Below are 15,594 nucleotides of genomic sequence, written 5' to 3'. Positions count from 1 at the left end.
TGCCTGAAAATTAGGATATGTTATTTTATAGGTACACATTTTGTCAAAGTCAGGAGATGATGGCTATGTGTTCTTGTTGTGGGATTTTACAGAAGAAGGAAATCCTAAGATTCATGTTAGAACATGGACGCCAAAAAGACCAGGCCAAAAAGGGGATGATTTCTCTCCTGAGGATTTCTTCATCCCTAGTCCTCGCAAATAGCCATAAGTATCTCGTTGTGTATATAATTATGTGCTTGATGATAATCTTCGTCAGATACTTGATGAGTTTAACAGGGGCTATTAAGCAAGAATCCTGCCGGCATCACTGCCAGCAGGATTCACTTTCAAAAACCGGACCTATAGTCCCAACTCTTTTAGCATTTTCTTTATGACGTCAGTCTTGATGGTGGAGAATTCAGATTTGTCATAGATTTCTATCAACCATACTTCACCAGTATTTTCATCTACTAATGTTGTATATGTAATAACTCTAGCTCCTCCAGCTTTACCTTTTCTTTTGGAATCAATAGCCATGCGGATTTTTCTTAACCCACCACCTAAGTCAACTCCTTGAAAAGGATCTTCTTTTAAGGATTCTTTGAATTTGCCAAAATCCTGTTTCATGGACTTATAGCGTTTAGCTAAGTCCTTTAACTCCTTTTCGAAATGAGGAGTTGTTTCAATATTATAGCTCATCGAAAAGTTCGTCTGCGGATTTTGCTTTCAATTTACCCTCCTTTATCATTTTTACTTCACGTAGTCCTTGACAAATTCCTTCGGTTCTGTCAATTGACTGCTGAGGAATTATTTCAAACAGAATCGTTTCCAAATAATTGCTGAGGCTTCTGTTGTCTCTTTTAGCATTGCTCTTTAGAATATTGAGCAAATCCGTATCTATTCTTATAGAGGCGGAAGATTTTGTTTTTATTGTTGTACTCATATTACTTACATTTTAATTATATATGTGCAAATATAGTGCAAAAGATTATAACTTCCAAAGTTTTTTGCTTTTTTTAATTGAATTAAACTTTTGAGTTCTTTCTTTAGCTTACTCTTTTGAAATCTATGTATGTATATGCTGCTGCATCCAAAAAACACAGAATCCTGCCAGCATCACTGCCAGCAGGATTCTACGCTTTCCCTATTAATTTCTTAAATATGTCGTCTGCAAAATGAACTCAATTGAACTCTACAGAACTCTCTTATGATTTCTTATTCAGTATTTGTCTGCTGCTCTGTCTCTGTAGCCTCCTGCTGCAGAGTTGTCTCCTCCTGAGTTTACTCCTGTGGAGTTTCCTGAACAGTAGTAGCTGGCTGCTCTGACTGGGTGTTCTCTTCTGTTGCTATATGAGTATCTTCCTCTCTACGCTTAAGAAAAAAGGTATCATAAAAATAATAGATGGAAAAAGGTGGGTTTTAGTCGTAGTTTAGTCGAACTCAAAATGGGTTATTTGCTTTGGGAGCAATTCCCTTCTTGGCTTAGACTAAAAGTATCTGAAGGAGCATAAAAGGGAATAAGTGTTGTCGTTAAAAAAGTGGTGCTGTGTAATCGGTACAGTACTATTGCTAGATATGGGTGACTTTACGATTTGTTCATAAAATATAATAGCGCTGTATCGGTGTGTTCGGTACAGCGCCATCAAAAAGTTCGTTTGTTGATTTAGTTTCTATAGTTGTACTCATATCATATCAATAACTCTAGAATAAATCAGCCAATACTATGGAGATGATTCCTGATGCAACAGCACTTAAAATCCATAGTAAGACTTGTAAAGCACGTCTTACTGTAAAATGTACACTAGCCCAGTGAACATCGGGAGCTGTTGTATCCATGAGAAGTTCCAATTCACTATATTTATTGTAGGCCTGCTGATAGATATCTAACGCTTCGCTAGTATTGATACTTTCTAAAATCTTAGCTTTACGTACAGCTCTTACTGCATCAGAGCGTAGAGATTTATATTTTGGATAAAAAGTGCCGTTTTGCAGCACAGTCAAATCCACATGTCTTGTTTGTTTTTCAAATAATAAAACCGAATCATGAATAGATAAGTTCAAACACTTATAGCAGTCAAGTATAATTCTAAGTACATGACGTTCTGCTTTATGAATTTCGATATTTCTTTGCTCTGGAGTTATATCTTTAAAGTAGCATCGGGCAATATGGTCATGCAATGCACGTATTTCATTAAATAATGGTAACGGGAACTGTTCAGTCCTCGCTTCTACTTCTGCAATAAGCGGTTTGATAATCGTATTGTAGTCGTCATATAGTGCTATAATTTGCTTGCTATTATCCATTTTAAATTCGTGCTAAACGTTTGTCTATATCATTTTTTGAAACTAAACGTTTGAAAAACAAATAGACAGACCCTCTATTAACCATGTTTTTGAGAGAGAATGCTGGAGTTAGTTTTTTGCCAATACGAGCCTCGACAAGTGCATCTAGCTCTTCCGCACTCATCTGCAATATCTCATCGTAAGTTTTTCCTAACTTCCGACTTAATGTTTCTCGTGTCTGTTCATTCAGTATATGCATAAAACTCATTCTTACATTAATTAATACAAAGGTAATCATTTTTCAGTTATCTTCCAAGTATTTTTCACGAATTTAACACAAAAATTTATCAATGCGTAATAATAACGCAGAATCCTGCTGGTATTACAGCCATCAGGATTCTACGCTTTTCTTATATGTCGATTGCAAAATAAACTCAATTGAACTTAATAGAACTTTCTTGTGAATTCTTATTCAGCATTTGCCTGCTGCTCAGTCTCTGTAGACTCCTGCGGCTGAGTTGTCTCCTGCTGGATAGAATCCTCAGTGGTAGCCTGTGGCTTGATAGAAGTACCTGTTGCCAATGTATCTGAAGGAGCATCTGGAACCATGGTATCAACTGGTGCTACCTCTGCGTTACTTACCATTCTGCTTGATGCAAAAACGTTGCTTACTGAAACCATTACCATAGCTGCGATAGCTGCAAACATAAACTTCTTCATAATCGTATATTTTTAAAATTGTTACTATTTAATGTTACTTACTTACTTTCTTTGTGGATTCATTTTCGAACCCGCTATTCATAGTCACAATCTGTGTGCCAAAAAAAACGAGAAAATAATATGCGTTGATTATCAGACGTTTATGTTCTTTTTTGTGTCAAAAGTAGATAGTGTAGAAAATGAGGAAAGTATGTGGAAACATTCCACAAAAAGTTGGGGAATGTAAGGTACCCAACCATGTAATAATAGGTAAGCTATGATTTTCAAAAGAAAGAGTCCACTCATGACGAATGGATTCTTTCTCCGATTTCTATAATTGTTCCATCAAATCTGGCTTTAGCAAGAAATCCATTAACCCGACAATATAAAAGCCATTGTTGTCATGATATGGTTTTATGTCATCGCGCATTATGATTATCTTCTTAAAGGAATCGTCGATTCTTTTTAATGAAGCGCATTCTTGCTCTCTTTTTGCATCATCAGGCATTGCAAATGCTGATTGGATATAATATCTACGGTCTGCCATATTTGCAACGAAATCCACTTCCAGTTGTTTGCGTTCTTTTGCAGTCCTTGCCTCTACCATACCCACATCAACGCAAAAGCCTCGTAAACGAAGCTCATTGTATATGACGTTTTCCATGATATGATTCTCTTCCACTTGTCTAAAATTCAGTAAGGCATTGCGTAATCCGATGTCTTGAAAATAGTATTTCGAAAGTGTACCTATATATTTTCTGCCCTTTATGTCATATCGCATTGACTTCTCTATAAGAAAAGCATCTTCCATGTAGGAAAGATATTTGGATATGGTTTTTCTGTCAAGGGTTTCATTCTTTATACTTTTGAATGTATTTTCCAACTTACTAGGATTGCACGGAGAACCTATACATGAAGCCATCACACGCATCAACTCCATGAATTCTTCGCTGTTCTTCAAGTTGTTCCTCTCTATTATATCTTTGAGATACACTGTTTCGTGTAAAGATCGGAGGTATGCATCTTTCTTCTTATCACTATCTAATTCCAGTTACAATCTTTATGAGATTGTTAGACTTGCTCGATATGAGTTGCTGTAAATAATAATCTCTTTTTATAATCATAGTCGTTCCCGAAAAGTGTCATTAATGACAAAAATCGGGAATAAATCGGCTCCTTTGTGGACTTTTGCATTCAAAATCTTGTAACGTAAGCCCCAGAAAGTAAGATGTCAATGGCTTTTCGTGTGTTCATTCCCGAAAAATGACACAAATGTCAAAAACTGGGAATGTTTAATAAAATTACCTTTAAAAACTAAATCCTATTAATATGAATAACGCTGCAAAATGAACTTCTTCATAATCTTATCTTTTTAAAATTGTTACTATATTAATGTTACTTACTTTCTTTGTGGATTCATTGTTGATGAATTGACAAAATAGGTGCAACTCAGAGATTCCGGAGTTCTTACAGAATATGAATTCCAAGCTCAGAAAGCAAAAATATTGCAATCACTGCTGTCCCGTTTAGAAATCGTCGGGGCTGAAAAGGCTAGGATATAGCCAATCTTCCGTCTCTTCTGTTGGAACAGCTTTGTTAAACAATTCATTTAAAGGAGTCTTGTCCGTAAGGAATAGACCCACGTTCTTTGAAATAGTGTGTAGCGATTGATCTATGTGCATCACTTTCTTTGCATATTCCATGTTGTTTGTGAGAAACCTATACACCTCATTACTAGGAATTGGTCTTTGCAAGAGAAGTTTCTTGCTCTGTAGTTTCCCTTATAACGGTCTACACAAGTTTTGAAATCACGTTCTGGTATAAGTGACATAATCTGAGAGAATATAGTTTTGCCTTTGTTCATCGCACACGTATTTTAAATATGCGTGCAAAGATACAAAATCAAATCGAATACACTATAAAAAGTCCGTAAACTTTTGAGTATTAATAACTTATTTGCTAATTGTCGGTCTCGTTTTAACGGGACACTAGTGTTATTATTTGTTAAAATCGTAATTTTTCACTGCTAATTGTTCTGTTTCTTCAGGATTTGAAGTAACTTTGCATCGTTCAAATATATCAAGTAACAATGAAGAAGTTTTTCGTAGCATCGCTGGCCTTGGTACTTTGTGTATGTGCCCAGGCAGCGAAGAAGCCTACACCAAAGTTGGTGTTTGATGCTTCGAAAGGCGTGGCGGGGTCTGTTACCCTTCCTAATGGGAAGAAGGTCAACTATACTGCTTACACAAATTTGTATTATGTTACTCATGTAGAGGATTCTACGTATCAGTACATGAATGTGTTTGTTCCTGAGGGTGCAACGCAATCCACTCCTATCTTTATGCCCAATTATGTGGGTGGCTATATGGCAGCTGCTCCAAGGATGATAGATGAGGGTGATGCATCAGGTAGAGCTTTGGCAGAAGGCTATGTTGTAGCTATACCTGGTGCAAGAGGTAGAAACTCTATGATTGTACAGAAGGGAAAGACAGTTTATACGGGTCGTGCTCCTAAGGGACTGCTTGATTTGAAAGCGGCAGTTCGCTATCTGCGTTTCTTTGACAGGGATATGCTGGGTGATGCCGAGCATATTATTACCGATGGAACAAGTGCAGGTGGAGCTATGTCGTCTTTATTGGGTTCCACCGGCAATAATCCTTCTTATGAGCCTATGCTCAAAGCCATGGGAGCAGCTGATACAAGAGACGATGTTTTTGCGGCAGTTTGTTTTTGCCCTATCATCGATCTTGACCATGCGGATATGGCGTATGAGTGGTTGTATGGAGGTGTGGATGAAAAGATTCGACCTGTAACGAGCGAGCAAGTTGCTGTTTCTAAGGAGTTGGCTGCACAATTTCCTGCTTACATCAATAGTTTGGGACTAAAGAAAAAGGATGGAAGTGATTTGAACGCAGACAACTATCGTGATTATATCAAGCAGCTTTTGATGACAAGTGCTCAGGATGCAAAGGATTATGGTGCTGATATACCAGATAGTATTGGATTTTCATTCTCTTCAGGCATGAAGTTCATTGCTCCTATGAATGGTGGCAAGAAGCAGGGAGAAATGAAGTTTCCAATGGATGTGCCAAAAGATGGTCCTAAGATGATGCCAATGAGAAATAAGTCAAAGGGAGAATACATCACTGGTCTTGACTTGGATAAGTATCTTTTTTATGTGGCAAGTAAGACAGCCCTAAAAGGTGTGCCGGCTTTCGATAGTAAAGGAGTAGCAGGAAGTAAGGCCAGTGGAGAAAATGAGGAGTTTGGCAATAGCAAGGGTAGTTCTGTTAACTTTACCACCTATTCGTTGGTAAAAGCCATAGGAAATTCCAAAGCTGTTCTTGGCAAGGAAATAGAAGAGAATGTAAGGTTGCTCAATCCGATGTGCATGATGGATGAAGAAGGTTCTTGCATTGCACCTCATTGGTACATCCGTCATGGAGCCATAGACAGAGACACGGCGTTCCCTATTCCTATCAACTTGGCTACCAAGCTTGAAAACAAGGGTAAGGATGTTAACTTCAAGCTGCCTTGGAATCGTCCTCACTCAGGTGATTACGCCTTGAACGAACTTTTTGGATGGATTCGATCGATTTGCGGTAAATAGAGAAATATTTGGGATGAAACTCTTTCTCCTCTCTTGTGTCTTTGCAAGAGAGGAGATTTTGTTTTATTCTGATTTTACTGCTCTTTGAAGGCGTTTGGTGGTAGGACTTCTGAAGAAAAATGTGACTAGTAATGCTGAGAATATCTGTAAGCTAACTCATTTTGATCCACGCTGTGTGGGCTCTTGCGTTATCGTTTCTTCTATCATACATGCTCTTGTCTTTGAAAACAGGATATTGGATTATGAAGATGTGATTGGCATAGCCAAACAATATGATGAACGAATCGTTCCATTTGTTGACTTGGCATATCATGAAGGTCTGGATTCTTTGTGTCTGGATGATGAAAAGAGTATGGGATATACGCTCAGAACTTTAGGGGCTGCCCTATGGGCTTATTGGCATGCAACCTCGTATAAAAAGGGTATCTTGAAGATTGTTTTATCAGGAGGAGATGCGGATACAAATGCTGCAGTAGCAGGAGCTATCCTGGGTGCTAAATTTGGAATATGCCATATTCCTGACGAATGGAGAAATGGTCTTCTCCATGCTTCTATGCTTCATGACAAGGTGCAGGAATTCTACGCAATGTATCGATAAAAGAAAGGATTCGATAATGAATGTGATGCAATTGAATACTGATATTTATAATAGCTTGGGCGTACTTTCTAATGACGAGAGCTATTTGGAAGAAGTCCTTGCTAGTATCAATCAGACCTTTACGGAATTGAAGCTTCATCGCGAAGGAAAAATGGATTTTATTCCTGCGGAGGATTTGCTTAATGAGTTATAGGATAGAGGTTGCACCTGAGTTTGCCCGTAGATTGAAGAATTTAAGTAAGCGCAGTCTGCATTAGAGCATAATAACGCAGAATCCTGCCGGCATCACTGCCAGCAGGACTCACTTTCAAAAACCGAACCTAAAAGTCTACCTTGTAATTTCTATCTATGCAATATCTATTGTAACCTGAATAAGCCTAACAACTAAGAACTATGGCAGTAGAACAAATGGAAAAATAAAAAAATATTGAATTATAGTTAATTTGAGTTTGAAATCATTCTTATCTAAAATAAAACTATTATATTTGTAACCGATAGATACGAATCTGCATAACAAACCTAGATTCAAGAGATTATAGAATATATTATAGTAATTTTAAACAATAACATTATGAATATGAAACGACCATTTATTACCACATTATTTACGATGTTACTGGTCCTTTTTACAGTTTCATGCAGCAGTGAAGATAAAGAGTTTGATTATGCAGCATTGCCGATGTCGGCACAGCTGTTTGTAAAGCAATATTTTGCTGATGCATCATACAGCCGTGTGGAAAAGGAGAAAGATAATGGCTTTTGGGAATATGAAGTATTGCTCAGTGATGGCTCTAAAGTGGAGTTTAATGAGAAGGGAGAGTGGACGAGTGTTGAGTGCAAATACTCTGAGATCCCTGTAGGCATTATTCCTACTGTCATAGCTGAGGATATTGCAAAGAAATATCCTGATTTGAAGCCTTACAAAATTGAAAAAGAGGTTGGCGGATATGAAATTGATATTCCTGGCTACGATCTCTATTACAGATATAATGGTATGTTCATACGTGCTGAAATTGACAAATAACAGAAGAGGGTGTGTCATGGCTTTATGACACACCCTCATGCATTTCTGGTACTTACTATAACAGCTCTCTTGCTATCCAGGCACAGGCTTCGGCATCTATTCCGGTTCGGACTTGATGAGGCTGTAGTAGCTGTCTGCAATCTCGCCATCCCTCACTATCACAATGCCCACCGAGCAGACACTTGTACGCTGCTGGTTGGCCGTTTCGAAATTTATCGCTGCAAAATCTTTCATAGAATTATCATTTTTGTGCCTTATATATTATGGTGTTACTCTGAGGAAATATAGGCTATCCTATTTCTCCTATCAGCCATCTTAGGGCATTGATTCTCTTGATACCGTTGTAATCGGCAGTAGGGTCTTCATCAAGTGTAAGGATATACTTAGGATATTGGTCATTGATCTGCTGCAGAGATGCCAATTCACGTTTTAAGGTAGTCTCATCTCTAACGGTAGCAGCTACCTGATAATACGTGATATTGTTTTCATCAATCGCTACAAAATCTACTTCCAGATTATCCATCTTTCCTATATATACTTTCTGCTGGCGATGGAGTAGTTCCAGATAAACGATGTTCTCCAGGATGCGGCCGGCATCGAATGAGCGGGAACCTAGGAGCATTCTTCTCAAACCGATATCTACTAGATAATATTTACCCAATGTCTTGAGCAGCTGCTTACCCTTGATGTTGTATCTTTTGGTTTCATATACGAAGAAGGTTTCGCAGAGTGCGGTCAGATATCGTTCTACGGTTTTCTGGTCTATTTTCCTTCCATCGGCAGTCATGATGTCGGCTATGCGCTTGGTGGATAGGATGTTGCCGATATTGTCGGCTGTGAAACGGATAACGCTTTCCAGCATCATGACATCGGGTAACTTCTTCCTGCTCATGATATCCTTTACTACAATGGTGTTATATACGCCATTCAGGTAGTCGCTGATTTCTGCGGGAGTATCCAGTTCAAGGGTATATGGAAAACTGCTCCTTGTGATGTAGTCTGTATAGGCTTTGGGAAGATTGTCGGTTCCTCCGATACCTTCAACATACTCTCTGAATGAAAGGGGAAGCATTGCGATTTCCACATATCTTCCGGATAGTAACGTGGCGATTTCGCTTGACAGCATATAGGCATTCGACCCCGTAATATAGAGATCTACTGTTGGCTTCAGGTTGAGGCTGTTGATGATGTCTGGGAAATCTTCCACATGTTGTATCTCATCAAAGAAGATATAAGTCATCTTGTCTTGATGAATTAATGGCTTGATATAAGCGTATAAGTTATGTGGATTACGAAGCTCATAGAAGTCGTAATCCTCGAAATTGAGATAGATGATTTGGTCGGCACTGACACCTTGCCTCTTAAGCCAGTCACGATAAATCTCCATAATGGTGGATTTACCGCAACGGCGAATGCCGGTTATCACTTTGATAAGAGACTTGTCTTTGAAAGCGATCAGTTTATTGAGATATTCCGTTCTTTCTATTCGTTTCATATCATTTCATTGCTCTTTGATTATATATTTGCTGCGAAGATACTATTTTTTTAGGATAAATCATCCTAAAAGTAGAATATTTAAGAAAGTTTTAGGATGAATCGTCCTAAAACTTTTGAAATTAGAGAAGTTTTAGGATGAATCGTCCTAAAACTTTTTATCTATCCCCATATTTAGGTATTTCTGCGAAACCATCATTTTTAGGTATTGCAGATGATGGAAAAAGGATGTATCTTTGCACCCGAAAATAAATGTAACTAAAAGTAAGATAGACAAATGAAAACAACAATCGTAATTTATGGCTCTTCTACTGGCTCATGCCAGTCGATTGCCGAAACCATCGCCTCTAAGTTGGGCGTGGAAGCTGTAGATGTAGCTAACATCGATGACGCTACTATCGCAAGTCATGAGAATCTTCTTCTCGGTACTTCTACATGGGGTGCCGGTGAGATGCAGGATGACTGGTATGATGGCGTGAAGACATTGAAGAGTGCCGGCTTGGCTGGTAAGACTGTGGCCCTGTTTGGTTGTGGCGACAGCGAGTCTTACCCTGATACCTTCTGTGGCGGCATGAAGGAACTCTATGATGCTGCCGTTGAGGCTGGTGCTACCGTATTGCCTGGTGTTTCTACAGACGGATACACCTATGATGACAGTGAGGCAATTGATGGCGACAAGTTCCTGGGACTCGCACTCGACGAGGTGAACGAGGACGACAAGACAGAGGAGCGTATCGATGCCTGGCTCGAGGACATCAAGCCAGCGTTATAATTTTACAAAAATATTTTTCAAGAATTGGAGAATGATGGAATTCTCTGATTCTTGGTTTAAAAACAGATAAATTCGGATAGTATGCAGCAGGAAATCGCAACACCAGTAGATTTGAAGGTTCTGATGAATCATATATATGAATATAAGAAGGGCGTGCGCCGCCTGGTGCTCTACACCTTCAACAAGAAATATGAGTCTTTTGCCATAACTAGATTAGAGCGTCAGAACATTGATTATATCATCCAGCCGGTTGGCAACGACCGTCTGAATCTCTTCTTTGGTAAGAAAGAATGTCTGGATGCTATCCGCATGATAATCACCAAACCGTTGTGCCAGCTTACGCCGGAGGAGGATTTCATCTTGGGTGCCATGCTGGGATATGACATCTGTGCCCAATGCGAACGCTATTGTGAGCGCAAGAAGAAGGTTTGCTAAGCTTTTCTTTCATCTTCGTAATGTTTTATGTTTATAAGTAGAAAGAGCGTGATTGCCGTAATGGTGATTACGCTCTTTCTGCATATTTCGGAATAATTCCTCTTTTTGAAGGTTGAAATGAAAGAAAAAGTCCTGAAAACACTACTTATTTATTAGTACAGACTATATCAATGCGTTTAACCTGATACCTAATTCTAAGTATAAAAAATGTGAAAATCACAATTTCTCGGTATTGTACAATTTCTAAATAAGCCTTACCTTTGCAGCCCGAAAAAAGGAATAGATATGAAAAAAGGATTAGGAAAAATCAGAAAGATTAAAAAGAAACACATCTTCCTGGCCTTATTGGCTGTGATCGTTCTGGGAGGTTTGGCGAAGGCTTACTCTGCCTGGGTGGGTACTACCCGCATCGCTTTCCTCAACTATCAGGCTATTGCGCTGGGACAGATTTCGCATGCCAACGACAATGCGATGATTAAACTGAGTGAAATTACAACCGATGATTTTGATCATCTGGATGATTACGATATGATTATCGTGAATGGTATGGGTCTCCGAATCGACGAGAACCAGCGCAAGCAGTTGGAAGAGGCTTCCTACAAGGTGCCAACCCTGACTCATGCTGCTACCAACCCAGCCAACAATATCGTATCAGTAGATAACTTCGATGCAGATTATCTGATGCAGTACATCGAGAACGGCAGCAAGAAGAATTATCACAGTATGCTCGCTTACATCCGTAAGTTTATCGACGGAAAGAAGTTCATGGCTCCAGAGCCGGAACGTGTAAATGAGCGACCAGACTATCTCCTGACTCATTTCGACCCGAAAGATGAAAAGGGCGATGAGCTGGGTTTCAACAGCATCCGCGAGTACAATGCATTCCTGGCAAAGAACGGTTTATATAAAGAAGGTGCTCCTACCATTATGCTTACTGGTTTTATGGGTGCGGCTCCTGATATGGAAAAAGCTTTCGAGAAGAAGGGATTCATGGTGTATCGCATCAATAAGCTTCAGAGCTTTATTGCCGGTCATCATGCCGACAGTATTCAGGCGAATGCCGTAGTAAATATGGCGCATGGCAGGTTGGGCGATTACTTCGTAGAGTTTCTGAAGCAGAAGAATATTCCTCTGTTCTCACCTCTTAATATCAACCGTTTGACCACCGATTGGGAGAACGACAAGCAGGGAATGAACGGCGGCTTCATGTCGCAGAGCATCGTGACTCCGGAGATTGATGGTGCCATCCGTCCATACGTGGTTTTCGGACAGCGCATCAACAAGGAGGGCTTGCAGGAGGTTTACGGCATTCCAGACAGAATGGAGAGTTTCGTGGAGAGTGTGCAGGGCTATGTGAATCTGAAGAACAAGAAGAACAGCAGCAAGCGTATCGCCATCTTCTACTTCAAGGGTCCCGGTCAGAATGCACTTACCGCTTCGGGAATGGAAGTGGTTCCATCGCTCTACAATCTCCTGGTTCGCTTGAAGAATGAAGGGTACAATGTAGGCAAGTTGCCAGCCAATCCTCAGGAACTGGCAAAGATGATCCAGGCTCAGGGTGCCGTCTTCGGAACCTATGCCGAGGGTGCTTATACCCAGTTTCTGAAGTCTGGACATCCTGCCCTGGTTACCGCCCAGCAGTTTGCCGGATGGACCCAGAAGGCTTTGTCTAAGAAGATGGTCAAGGAGATGAACCAGCTCTATGGTTCCTTCCCAGGCAAATATATGGCTACCGATGATGGTAAGTTGGCGGTGGCAAGACTGCAGTTTGGTAATGTGGCTCTGCTTCCACAGGTGATGGCAGGCGTGGGAGGCGACTCCTTCAAGATTGTGCATGGCACCGACCAGGCACCTCCTTACACCTATGTTGCCTCTTATCTCTGGGCACGTTATGGTTTCAGTGCCGATGCACTTATCCATTTCGGAACCCACGGTTCGCTGGAATATACTCCGAGAAAGCAGGTGGCACTCGACAGCAACGACTGGAGTGACCGATTGATTGGTGTGGTTCCACATCTTTATATATATACCATTGGCAATGTGGGCGAAGCGATGATTGCCAAGCGCCGCACCTATGCCCAGACCCAGAGCTATCTCACCCCTCCTTTCAAGGAGAGCGAGTTGCGACAGACCTATAAGCAGTTGAGCGATGCCATCCAGTCATACGAGAAGAAGGCATCTGCCGAACAGTCGCTGAAAGTGAAGGCGCTGACGGTGAAGATGGGAATTGCCCGAGAACTGGGCCTCGATGCCAAGCAGATGAACAAGCCTTATTCTGCAGATGAAATCGCGAGAGTAGAGAACTTTGCGGAAGAGTTGGCAAACGAGAAGATTACCGGCAAGCTCTATACTTTGGGTGTGCCATACGATAATGATGATGTCCGCACCAGTGTCTATGCGATGGCTACAGATCCTATTGCCTACGGAATGCTGGCTGTGGATAAGTTGAAAGGTCGTGCCCAGGAGGGTGTGGAGAAGCACAAGCAGCTTTTCGACCGTCTCTATCTGAGCAAGGCACGCAATACCGTGACCCAGCTTCTGGGTTCAGCCTCGGTTTCTGATGAATACATCTGCCGTTATGTAGGAATCACTCCTGCCGAACTCCAGATGGCCCGTAAGGTAGAGGCGATGCAGGCAGCTCCGGATCCTATCCAGATGATGATGCAGATGGCAGACCAGATGGGTGGAGCGAAGGAGGCGAAGCCGAAGAAGGTGGACCACCGTACGGTAAGCGAGCTCCGTGCTGCCAAGGTTTCTCATAAGAAGAAGATTCCGCAGATGAGTCGTGAGGCTTTTGAGAAGATGGAGCAGACCGGTCGCTTCCCTGACAAGATGATGGAAGCCATCAAGAAGGGACAGAAATGGTATCAAGAGGATTTGAAGAAGGCGAAGATGGCGAAAGCCGGCAAGGGCAAAGCATCTCAGAAATCTTCTAAAGATAAGGGTATGATGATGTCGAAAGCACCTAAATATACCCGTCAGCAGATTCATCTGGCTCAGGCGATTACTACCGTAGAGCATGCCTTGCAGAATGTGGGCAAGTATTCGGAGGCGCTCCGTCAGAGTCCGCTCAACGAGATGTCTTCTCTGATGAATGCCCTGAATGGCGGCTTTACTGCTCCATCTCCTGGTGGTGATCTGATTGTGAATCCAAACACCCTGCCTACCGGTAGAAACCTCTTCTCCATCAATGTGGAGAATACACCTTCGGAGGATGCCTGGGAGAAGGCAAAGGAACTTTGCGACAATACCATCAAGATGTATTGTGAGCGACATAAGGGTGAATATCCTCGTAAGGTGAGCTACACACTCTGGAGTAGCGAGTTTATCGAAACAGAGGGTGCTACCATCGCCCAGATTCTCTATATGCTCGGTGTAGAACCGGTAAGAGATGCCTTCGGCCGTGTTACCGATCTGCGTCTTATCCCATCCAAGCAGTTGGGCCGTCCTCGCATCGATGTCGTGGTTCAGACTTCCGGTCAGCTCCGCGACCTGGCAGCATCCCGTCTCTTCCTCATCAACAAGGCGATAGAGATGGCGGCAAATGCCAAGGGTGACAAGTACGACAACCTGGTGAAAGCCGGTGTTACCGAATCGGAACGAGTGCTCGTAGAGAAGGGTATGTCGCCAAAGGAGGCCCGCGAGGTGAGTATGTATCGAGTTTTTGGTGGCGTAAACGGCAACTATGGCACCGGTATCCAGGAGATGGTAACCGCAGGCGACCGCTGGGATAAGGAGAGTCAGATTGCCGAGGTCTATATGAACAATATGGGTGCCTACTACGGTGATGAGAAGAACTGGGAGACCGTGCGCAAGGCTGCTTTCGAGGCAGCGCTGACCCGTACCGATGTAGTGGTTCAGCCACGACAGAGCAACACCTGGGGTGCCTTGAGTCTCGACCACGTATATGAGTTTATGGGAGGTATGAACCTCGCAGTGCGCAACGTAACCGGTAAGGATCCGGATGCTTATCTCGCCGACTATCGCAACCATAGCAATATGAGAATGCAGGAGGTGAAGGAGGCAATTGGCATCGAGGGCAGAACCACCATCTTCAATCCAGCCTATATCAAGGAGAAGATGAAGGGTGGAGCCAGCAGTGCCAGCACATTCGCCGAAATCGTAACCAATACCTACGGCTGGAATGTGATGAAGCCAAAGGCAATTGACAAGGAGATGTGGGACGAGATCTATAATGTATATGTCAAGGACAAGTACAATCTCGGAACCAAGGAGTTCTTCGACAAGCAGAATCCGGCTGCGCTGATGGAGATGACCGCCGTGATGATGGAGAGTGCCCGCAAGGGTATGTGGAAGGCTACTCCTCAGCAGCTCAAGGACATTGCCAAGCTTCATACCGAGACCGTGAACAAGTATAAGCCTTCATGCTCCGGTTTCGTCTGCGACAATGCCAAGCTCCGCAACTATATCGCCAGCAAGACCGATGCTGCTTCTGCCAAGGAATATCAGCAGAATGTAGAGCAGATCCGTGATGCTGAGGCTGCGAAGAACAGCAGCGACAAGGGTATGGTGATGAAGAAGGAGACGCTGAATGAGGATGCTCAGAAGACCACCACTGTGGTGAGCGGCATCGTTGTAGGTGTCATCGTCATCGTAGCTTTCGTGATGTTGGCTATCCTGATTCGACGGAGAAGAAAGAATATGGTAGAATAGTAAAGGGGGGATAACATATCCCCCTC

The 15,594-nt window shown here is 42.0% G+C and carries 17 protein-coding genes and 1 pseudogene; 9 read left to right on the top strand and 9 right to left on the bottom strand.

Annotation, left to right across the window (positions count from 1 at the left end; genetic code table 11):
• Window positions 1-40: 40 nt before the first annotated feature.
• Window positions 41-202 carry a hypothetical protein gene (locus KSW37_RS10900; protein WP_217314479.1) on the top strand — a complete coding sequence of 54 codons (162 nt, stop codon included), beginning with the start codon at window positions 41-43 and terminating at the stop codon, window positions 200-202.
• A 137-nt stretch (window positions 203-339) separates the two neighbouring features.
• Here the strand turns inward: KSW37_RS10900 and KSW37_RS10895 are convergent, their stop codons facing one another.
• The 6 genes from KSW37_RS10895 to KSW37_RS10870 form a co-directional block, all read right to left on the bottom strand.
• Window positions 340-678 carry a type II toxin-antitoxin system RelE family toxin gene (locus KSW37_RS10895; RefSeq protein ID WP_119228872.1) on the bottom strand — a complete coding sequence of 113 codons (339 nt, stop codon included), beginning with the start codon at window positions 676-678 and terminating at the stop codon, window positions 340-342.
• Complete coding sequence (locus tag KSW37_RS10890) at window positions 668-922, bottom strand: hypothetical protein (protein ID WP_119228871.1); 255 nt, start codon at window positions 920-922, stop codon at window positions 668-670. The genes KSW37_RS10895 and KSW37_RS10890 overlap by 11 nt, the downstream gene beginning before the upstream one ends.
• 758 nt (window positions 923-1,680) lie before the next feature.
• Window positions 1,681-2,283, bottom strand: coding sequence for a hypothetical protein (locus tag KSW37_RS10885; protein ID WP_119228870.1), 603 nt, complete (start codon window positions 2,281-2,283; stop codon window positions 1,681-1,683).
• Window position 2,284: 1 nt separating this feature from the next.
• Window positions 2,285-2,560, bottom strand: a complete 276-nt coding sequence (locus KSW37_RS10880; RefSeq protein ID WP_022120272.1) for a hypothetical protein — start codon at window positions 2,558-2,560, stop codon at window positions 2,285-2,287.
• A gap of 170 nt (window positions 2,561-2,730) precedes the next feature.
• Complete coding sequence (locus KSW37_RS10875) at window positions 2,731-2,982, bottom strand: hypothetical protein (RefSeq protein WP_217314475.1); 252 nt, start codon at window positions 2,980-2,982, stop codon at window positions 2,731-2,733.
• 310 nt (window positions 2,983-3,292) lie between these two features.
• Window positions 3,293-3,955, bottom strand: coding sequence for an ATP-binding protein (locus tag KSW37_RS10870; protein WP_337801626.1), 663 nt, complete (start codon window positions 3,953-3,955; stop codon window positions 3,293-3,295).
• A 448-nt stretch (window positions 3,956-4,403) separates the two neighbouring features.
• On the opposite strand from KSW37_RS10870, the gene KSW37_RS16170 reads away from it, so the two are divergent.
• Complete coding sequence (locus KSW37_RS16170; RefSeq protein ID WP_217314474.1) at window positions 4,404-4,523, top strand: SHOCT domain-containing protein; 120 nt, start codon at window positions 4,404-4,406, stop codon at window positions 4,521-4,523.
• Window positions 4,524-4,642: 119 nt separating this feature from the next.
• Here KSW37_RS16170 and KSW37_RS10860 read toward each other — a convergent pair whose 3' ends face one another.
• A complete protein-coding gene (locus tag KSW37_RS10860; RefSeq protein WP_217314473.1) occupies window positions 4,643-4,825 on the bottom strand; it encodes a DUF4372 domain-containing protein in 183 nt (60 codons plus the stop codon).
• A 225-nt stretch (window positions 4,826-5,050) separates the two neighbouring features.
• Here KSW37_RS10860 and KSW37_RS10855 point away from each other — a divergent pair, with 225 nt between their 5' ends.
• From KSW37_RS10855 to KSW37_RS10840, 4 genes are all read left to right on the top strand, one after another.
• Window positions 5,051-6,571, top strand: a complete 1,521-nt coding sequence (locus tag KSW37_RS10855) for an alpha/beta hydrolase (protein WP_217314472.1) — start codon at window positions 5,051-5,053, stop codon at window positions 6,569-6,571.
• Between the two features lie 121 nt (window positions 6,572-6,692).
• On the top strand, window positions 6,693-7,169 hold the full coding sequence (locus tag KSW37_RS10850; protein WP_264952590.1) for an ADP-ribosylglycohydrolase family protein: 477 nt from the start codon (window positions 6,693-6,695) through the stop codon (window positions 7,167-7,169).
• A 22-nt stretch (window positions 7,170-7,191) separates the two neighbouring features.
• Window positions 7,192-7,362 (top strand): hypothetical protein, encoded by a 171-nt coding sequence (locus KSW37_RS10845; protein ID WP_217314471.1) that lies wholly within the window; start codon window positions 7,192-7,194, stop codon window positions 7,360-7,362.
• A gap of 384 nt (window positions 7,363-7,746) precedes the next feature.
• Window positions 7,747-8,193, top strand: coding sequence for a PepSY-like domain-containing protein (locus tag KSW37_RS10840; RefSeq protein WP_217314470.1), 447 nt, complete (start codon window positions 7,747-7,749; stop codon window positions 8,191-8,193).
• 99 nt (window positions 8,194-8,292) lie between these two features.
• Here KSW37_RS10840 and KSW37_RS10835 read toward each other — a convergent pair.
• Window positions 8,293-8,427: pseudogene (locus tag KSW37_RS10835) on the bottom strand (exonuclease); the annotation flags it as partial.
• A gap of 55 nt (window positions 8,428-8,482) precedes the next feature.
• Entirely contained in the window at window positions 8,483-9,688 is a 1,206-nt protein-coding gene (locus KSW37_RS10830) for an ATP-binding protein (protein ID WP_217314469.1), read from the bottom strand.
• A 276-nt stretch (window positions 9,689-9,964) separates the two neighbouring features.
• Between KSW37_RS10830 and fldA the strand changes: the two genes are divergently transcribed.
• The 3 genes from fldA to KSW37_RS10815 all read left to right on the top strand — a co-directional run bounded on the left by fldA (window position 9,965) and on the right by KSW37_RS10815 (window position 15,568).
• A complete protein-coding gene (gene fldA / locus KSW37_RS10825; RefSeq protein WP_118154729.1) occupies window positions 9,965-10,459 on the top strand; it encodes a flavodoxin FldA in 495 nt (164 codons plus the stop codon).
• 81 nt (window positions 10,460-10,540) lie between these two features.
• Window positions 10,541-10,894, top strand: coding sequence for a DUF2023 family protein (locus KSW37_RS10820; protein ID WP_022120342.1), 354 nt, complete (start codon window positions 10,541-10,543; stop codon window positions 10,892-10,894).
• Between the two features lie 315 nt (window positions 10,895-11,209).
• Entirely contained in the window at window positions 11,210-15,568 is a 4,359-nt protein-coding gene (locus KSW37_RS10815) for a cobaltochelatase subunit CobN (RefSeq protein WP_217314477.1), read from the top strand.
• The last annotated feature ends 26 nt before the right edge of the window (window positions 15,569-15,594 follow it).

The organism is Segatella copri (genome assembly GCF_019127135.1).
In the GTDB taxonomy this organism is placed as follows: domain Bacteria; phylum Bacteroidota; class Bacteroidia; order Bacteroidales; family Bacteroidaceae; genus Prevotella.
Note: the sequence above shows the minus strand (reverse complement) of the source record. Positions and strands in the feature narration are given on the sequence as shown.

Excerpts from the sequence above, each read along its gene's own strand:
- KSW37_RS10895 (WP_119228872.1), bottom strand. The coding sequence starts at position 678 with ATGAGCTATAATATTGAAACAACTCCTCATTTCGAAAAGGAGTTAAAG.
- KSW37_RS10890 (WP_119228871.1), bottom strand. The coding sequence starts at position 922 with ATGAGTACAACAATAAAAACAAAATCTTCCGCCTCTATAAGAATAGAT.
- KSW37_RS10885 (WP_119228870.1), bottom strand. The coding sequence starts at position 2,283 with ATGGATAATAGCAAGCAAATTATAGCACTATATGACGACTACAATACG.
- KSW37_RS10880 (WP_022120272.1), bottom strand. The coding sequence starts at position 2,560 with ATGATTACCTTTGTATTAATTAATGTAAGAATGAGTTTTATGCATATA.
- KSW37_RS10875 (WP_217314475.1), bottom strand. The coding sequence starts at position 2,982 with ATGAAGAAGTTTATGTTTGCAGCTATCGCAGCTATGGTAATGGTTTCA.
- KSW37_RS10860 (WP_217314473.1), bottom strand. The coding sequence starts at position 4,825 with ATGAACAAAGGCAAAACTATATTCTCTCAGATTATGTCACTTATACCA.
- KSW37_RS10855 (WP_217314472.1), top strand. The coding sequence starts at position 5,051 with ATGAAGAAGTTTTTCGTAGCATCGCTGGCCTTGGTACTTTGTGTATGT.
- KSW37_RS10840 (WP_217314470.1), top strand. The coding sequence starts at position 7,747 with ATGAAACGACCATTTATTACCACATTATTTACGATGTTACTGGTCCTT.
- KSW37_RS10830 (WP_217314469.1), bottom strand. The coding sequence starts at position 9,688 with ATGAAACGAATAGAAAGAACGGAATATCTCAATAAACTGATCGCTTTC.
- fldA (WP_118154729.1), top strand. The coding sequence starts at position 9,965 with ATGAAAACAACAATCGTAATTTATGGCTCTTCTACTGGCTCATGCCAG.
- KSW37_RS10820 (WP_022120342.1), top strand. The coding sequence starts at position 10,541 with ATGCAGCAGGAAATCGCAACACCAGTAGATTTGAAGGTTCTGATGAAT.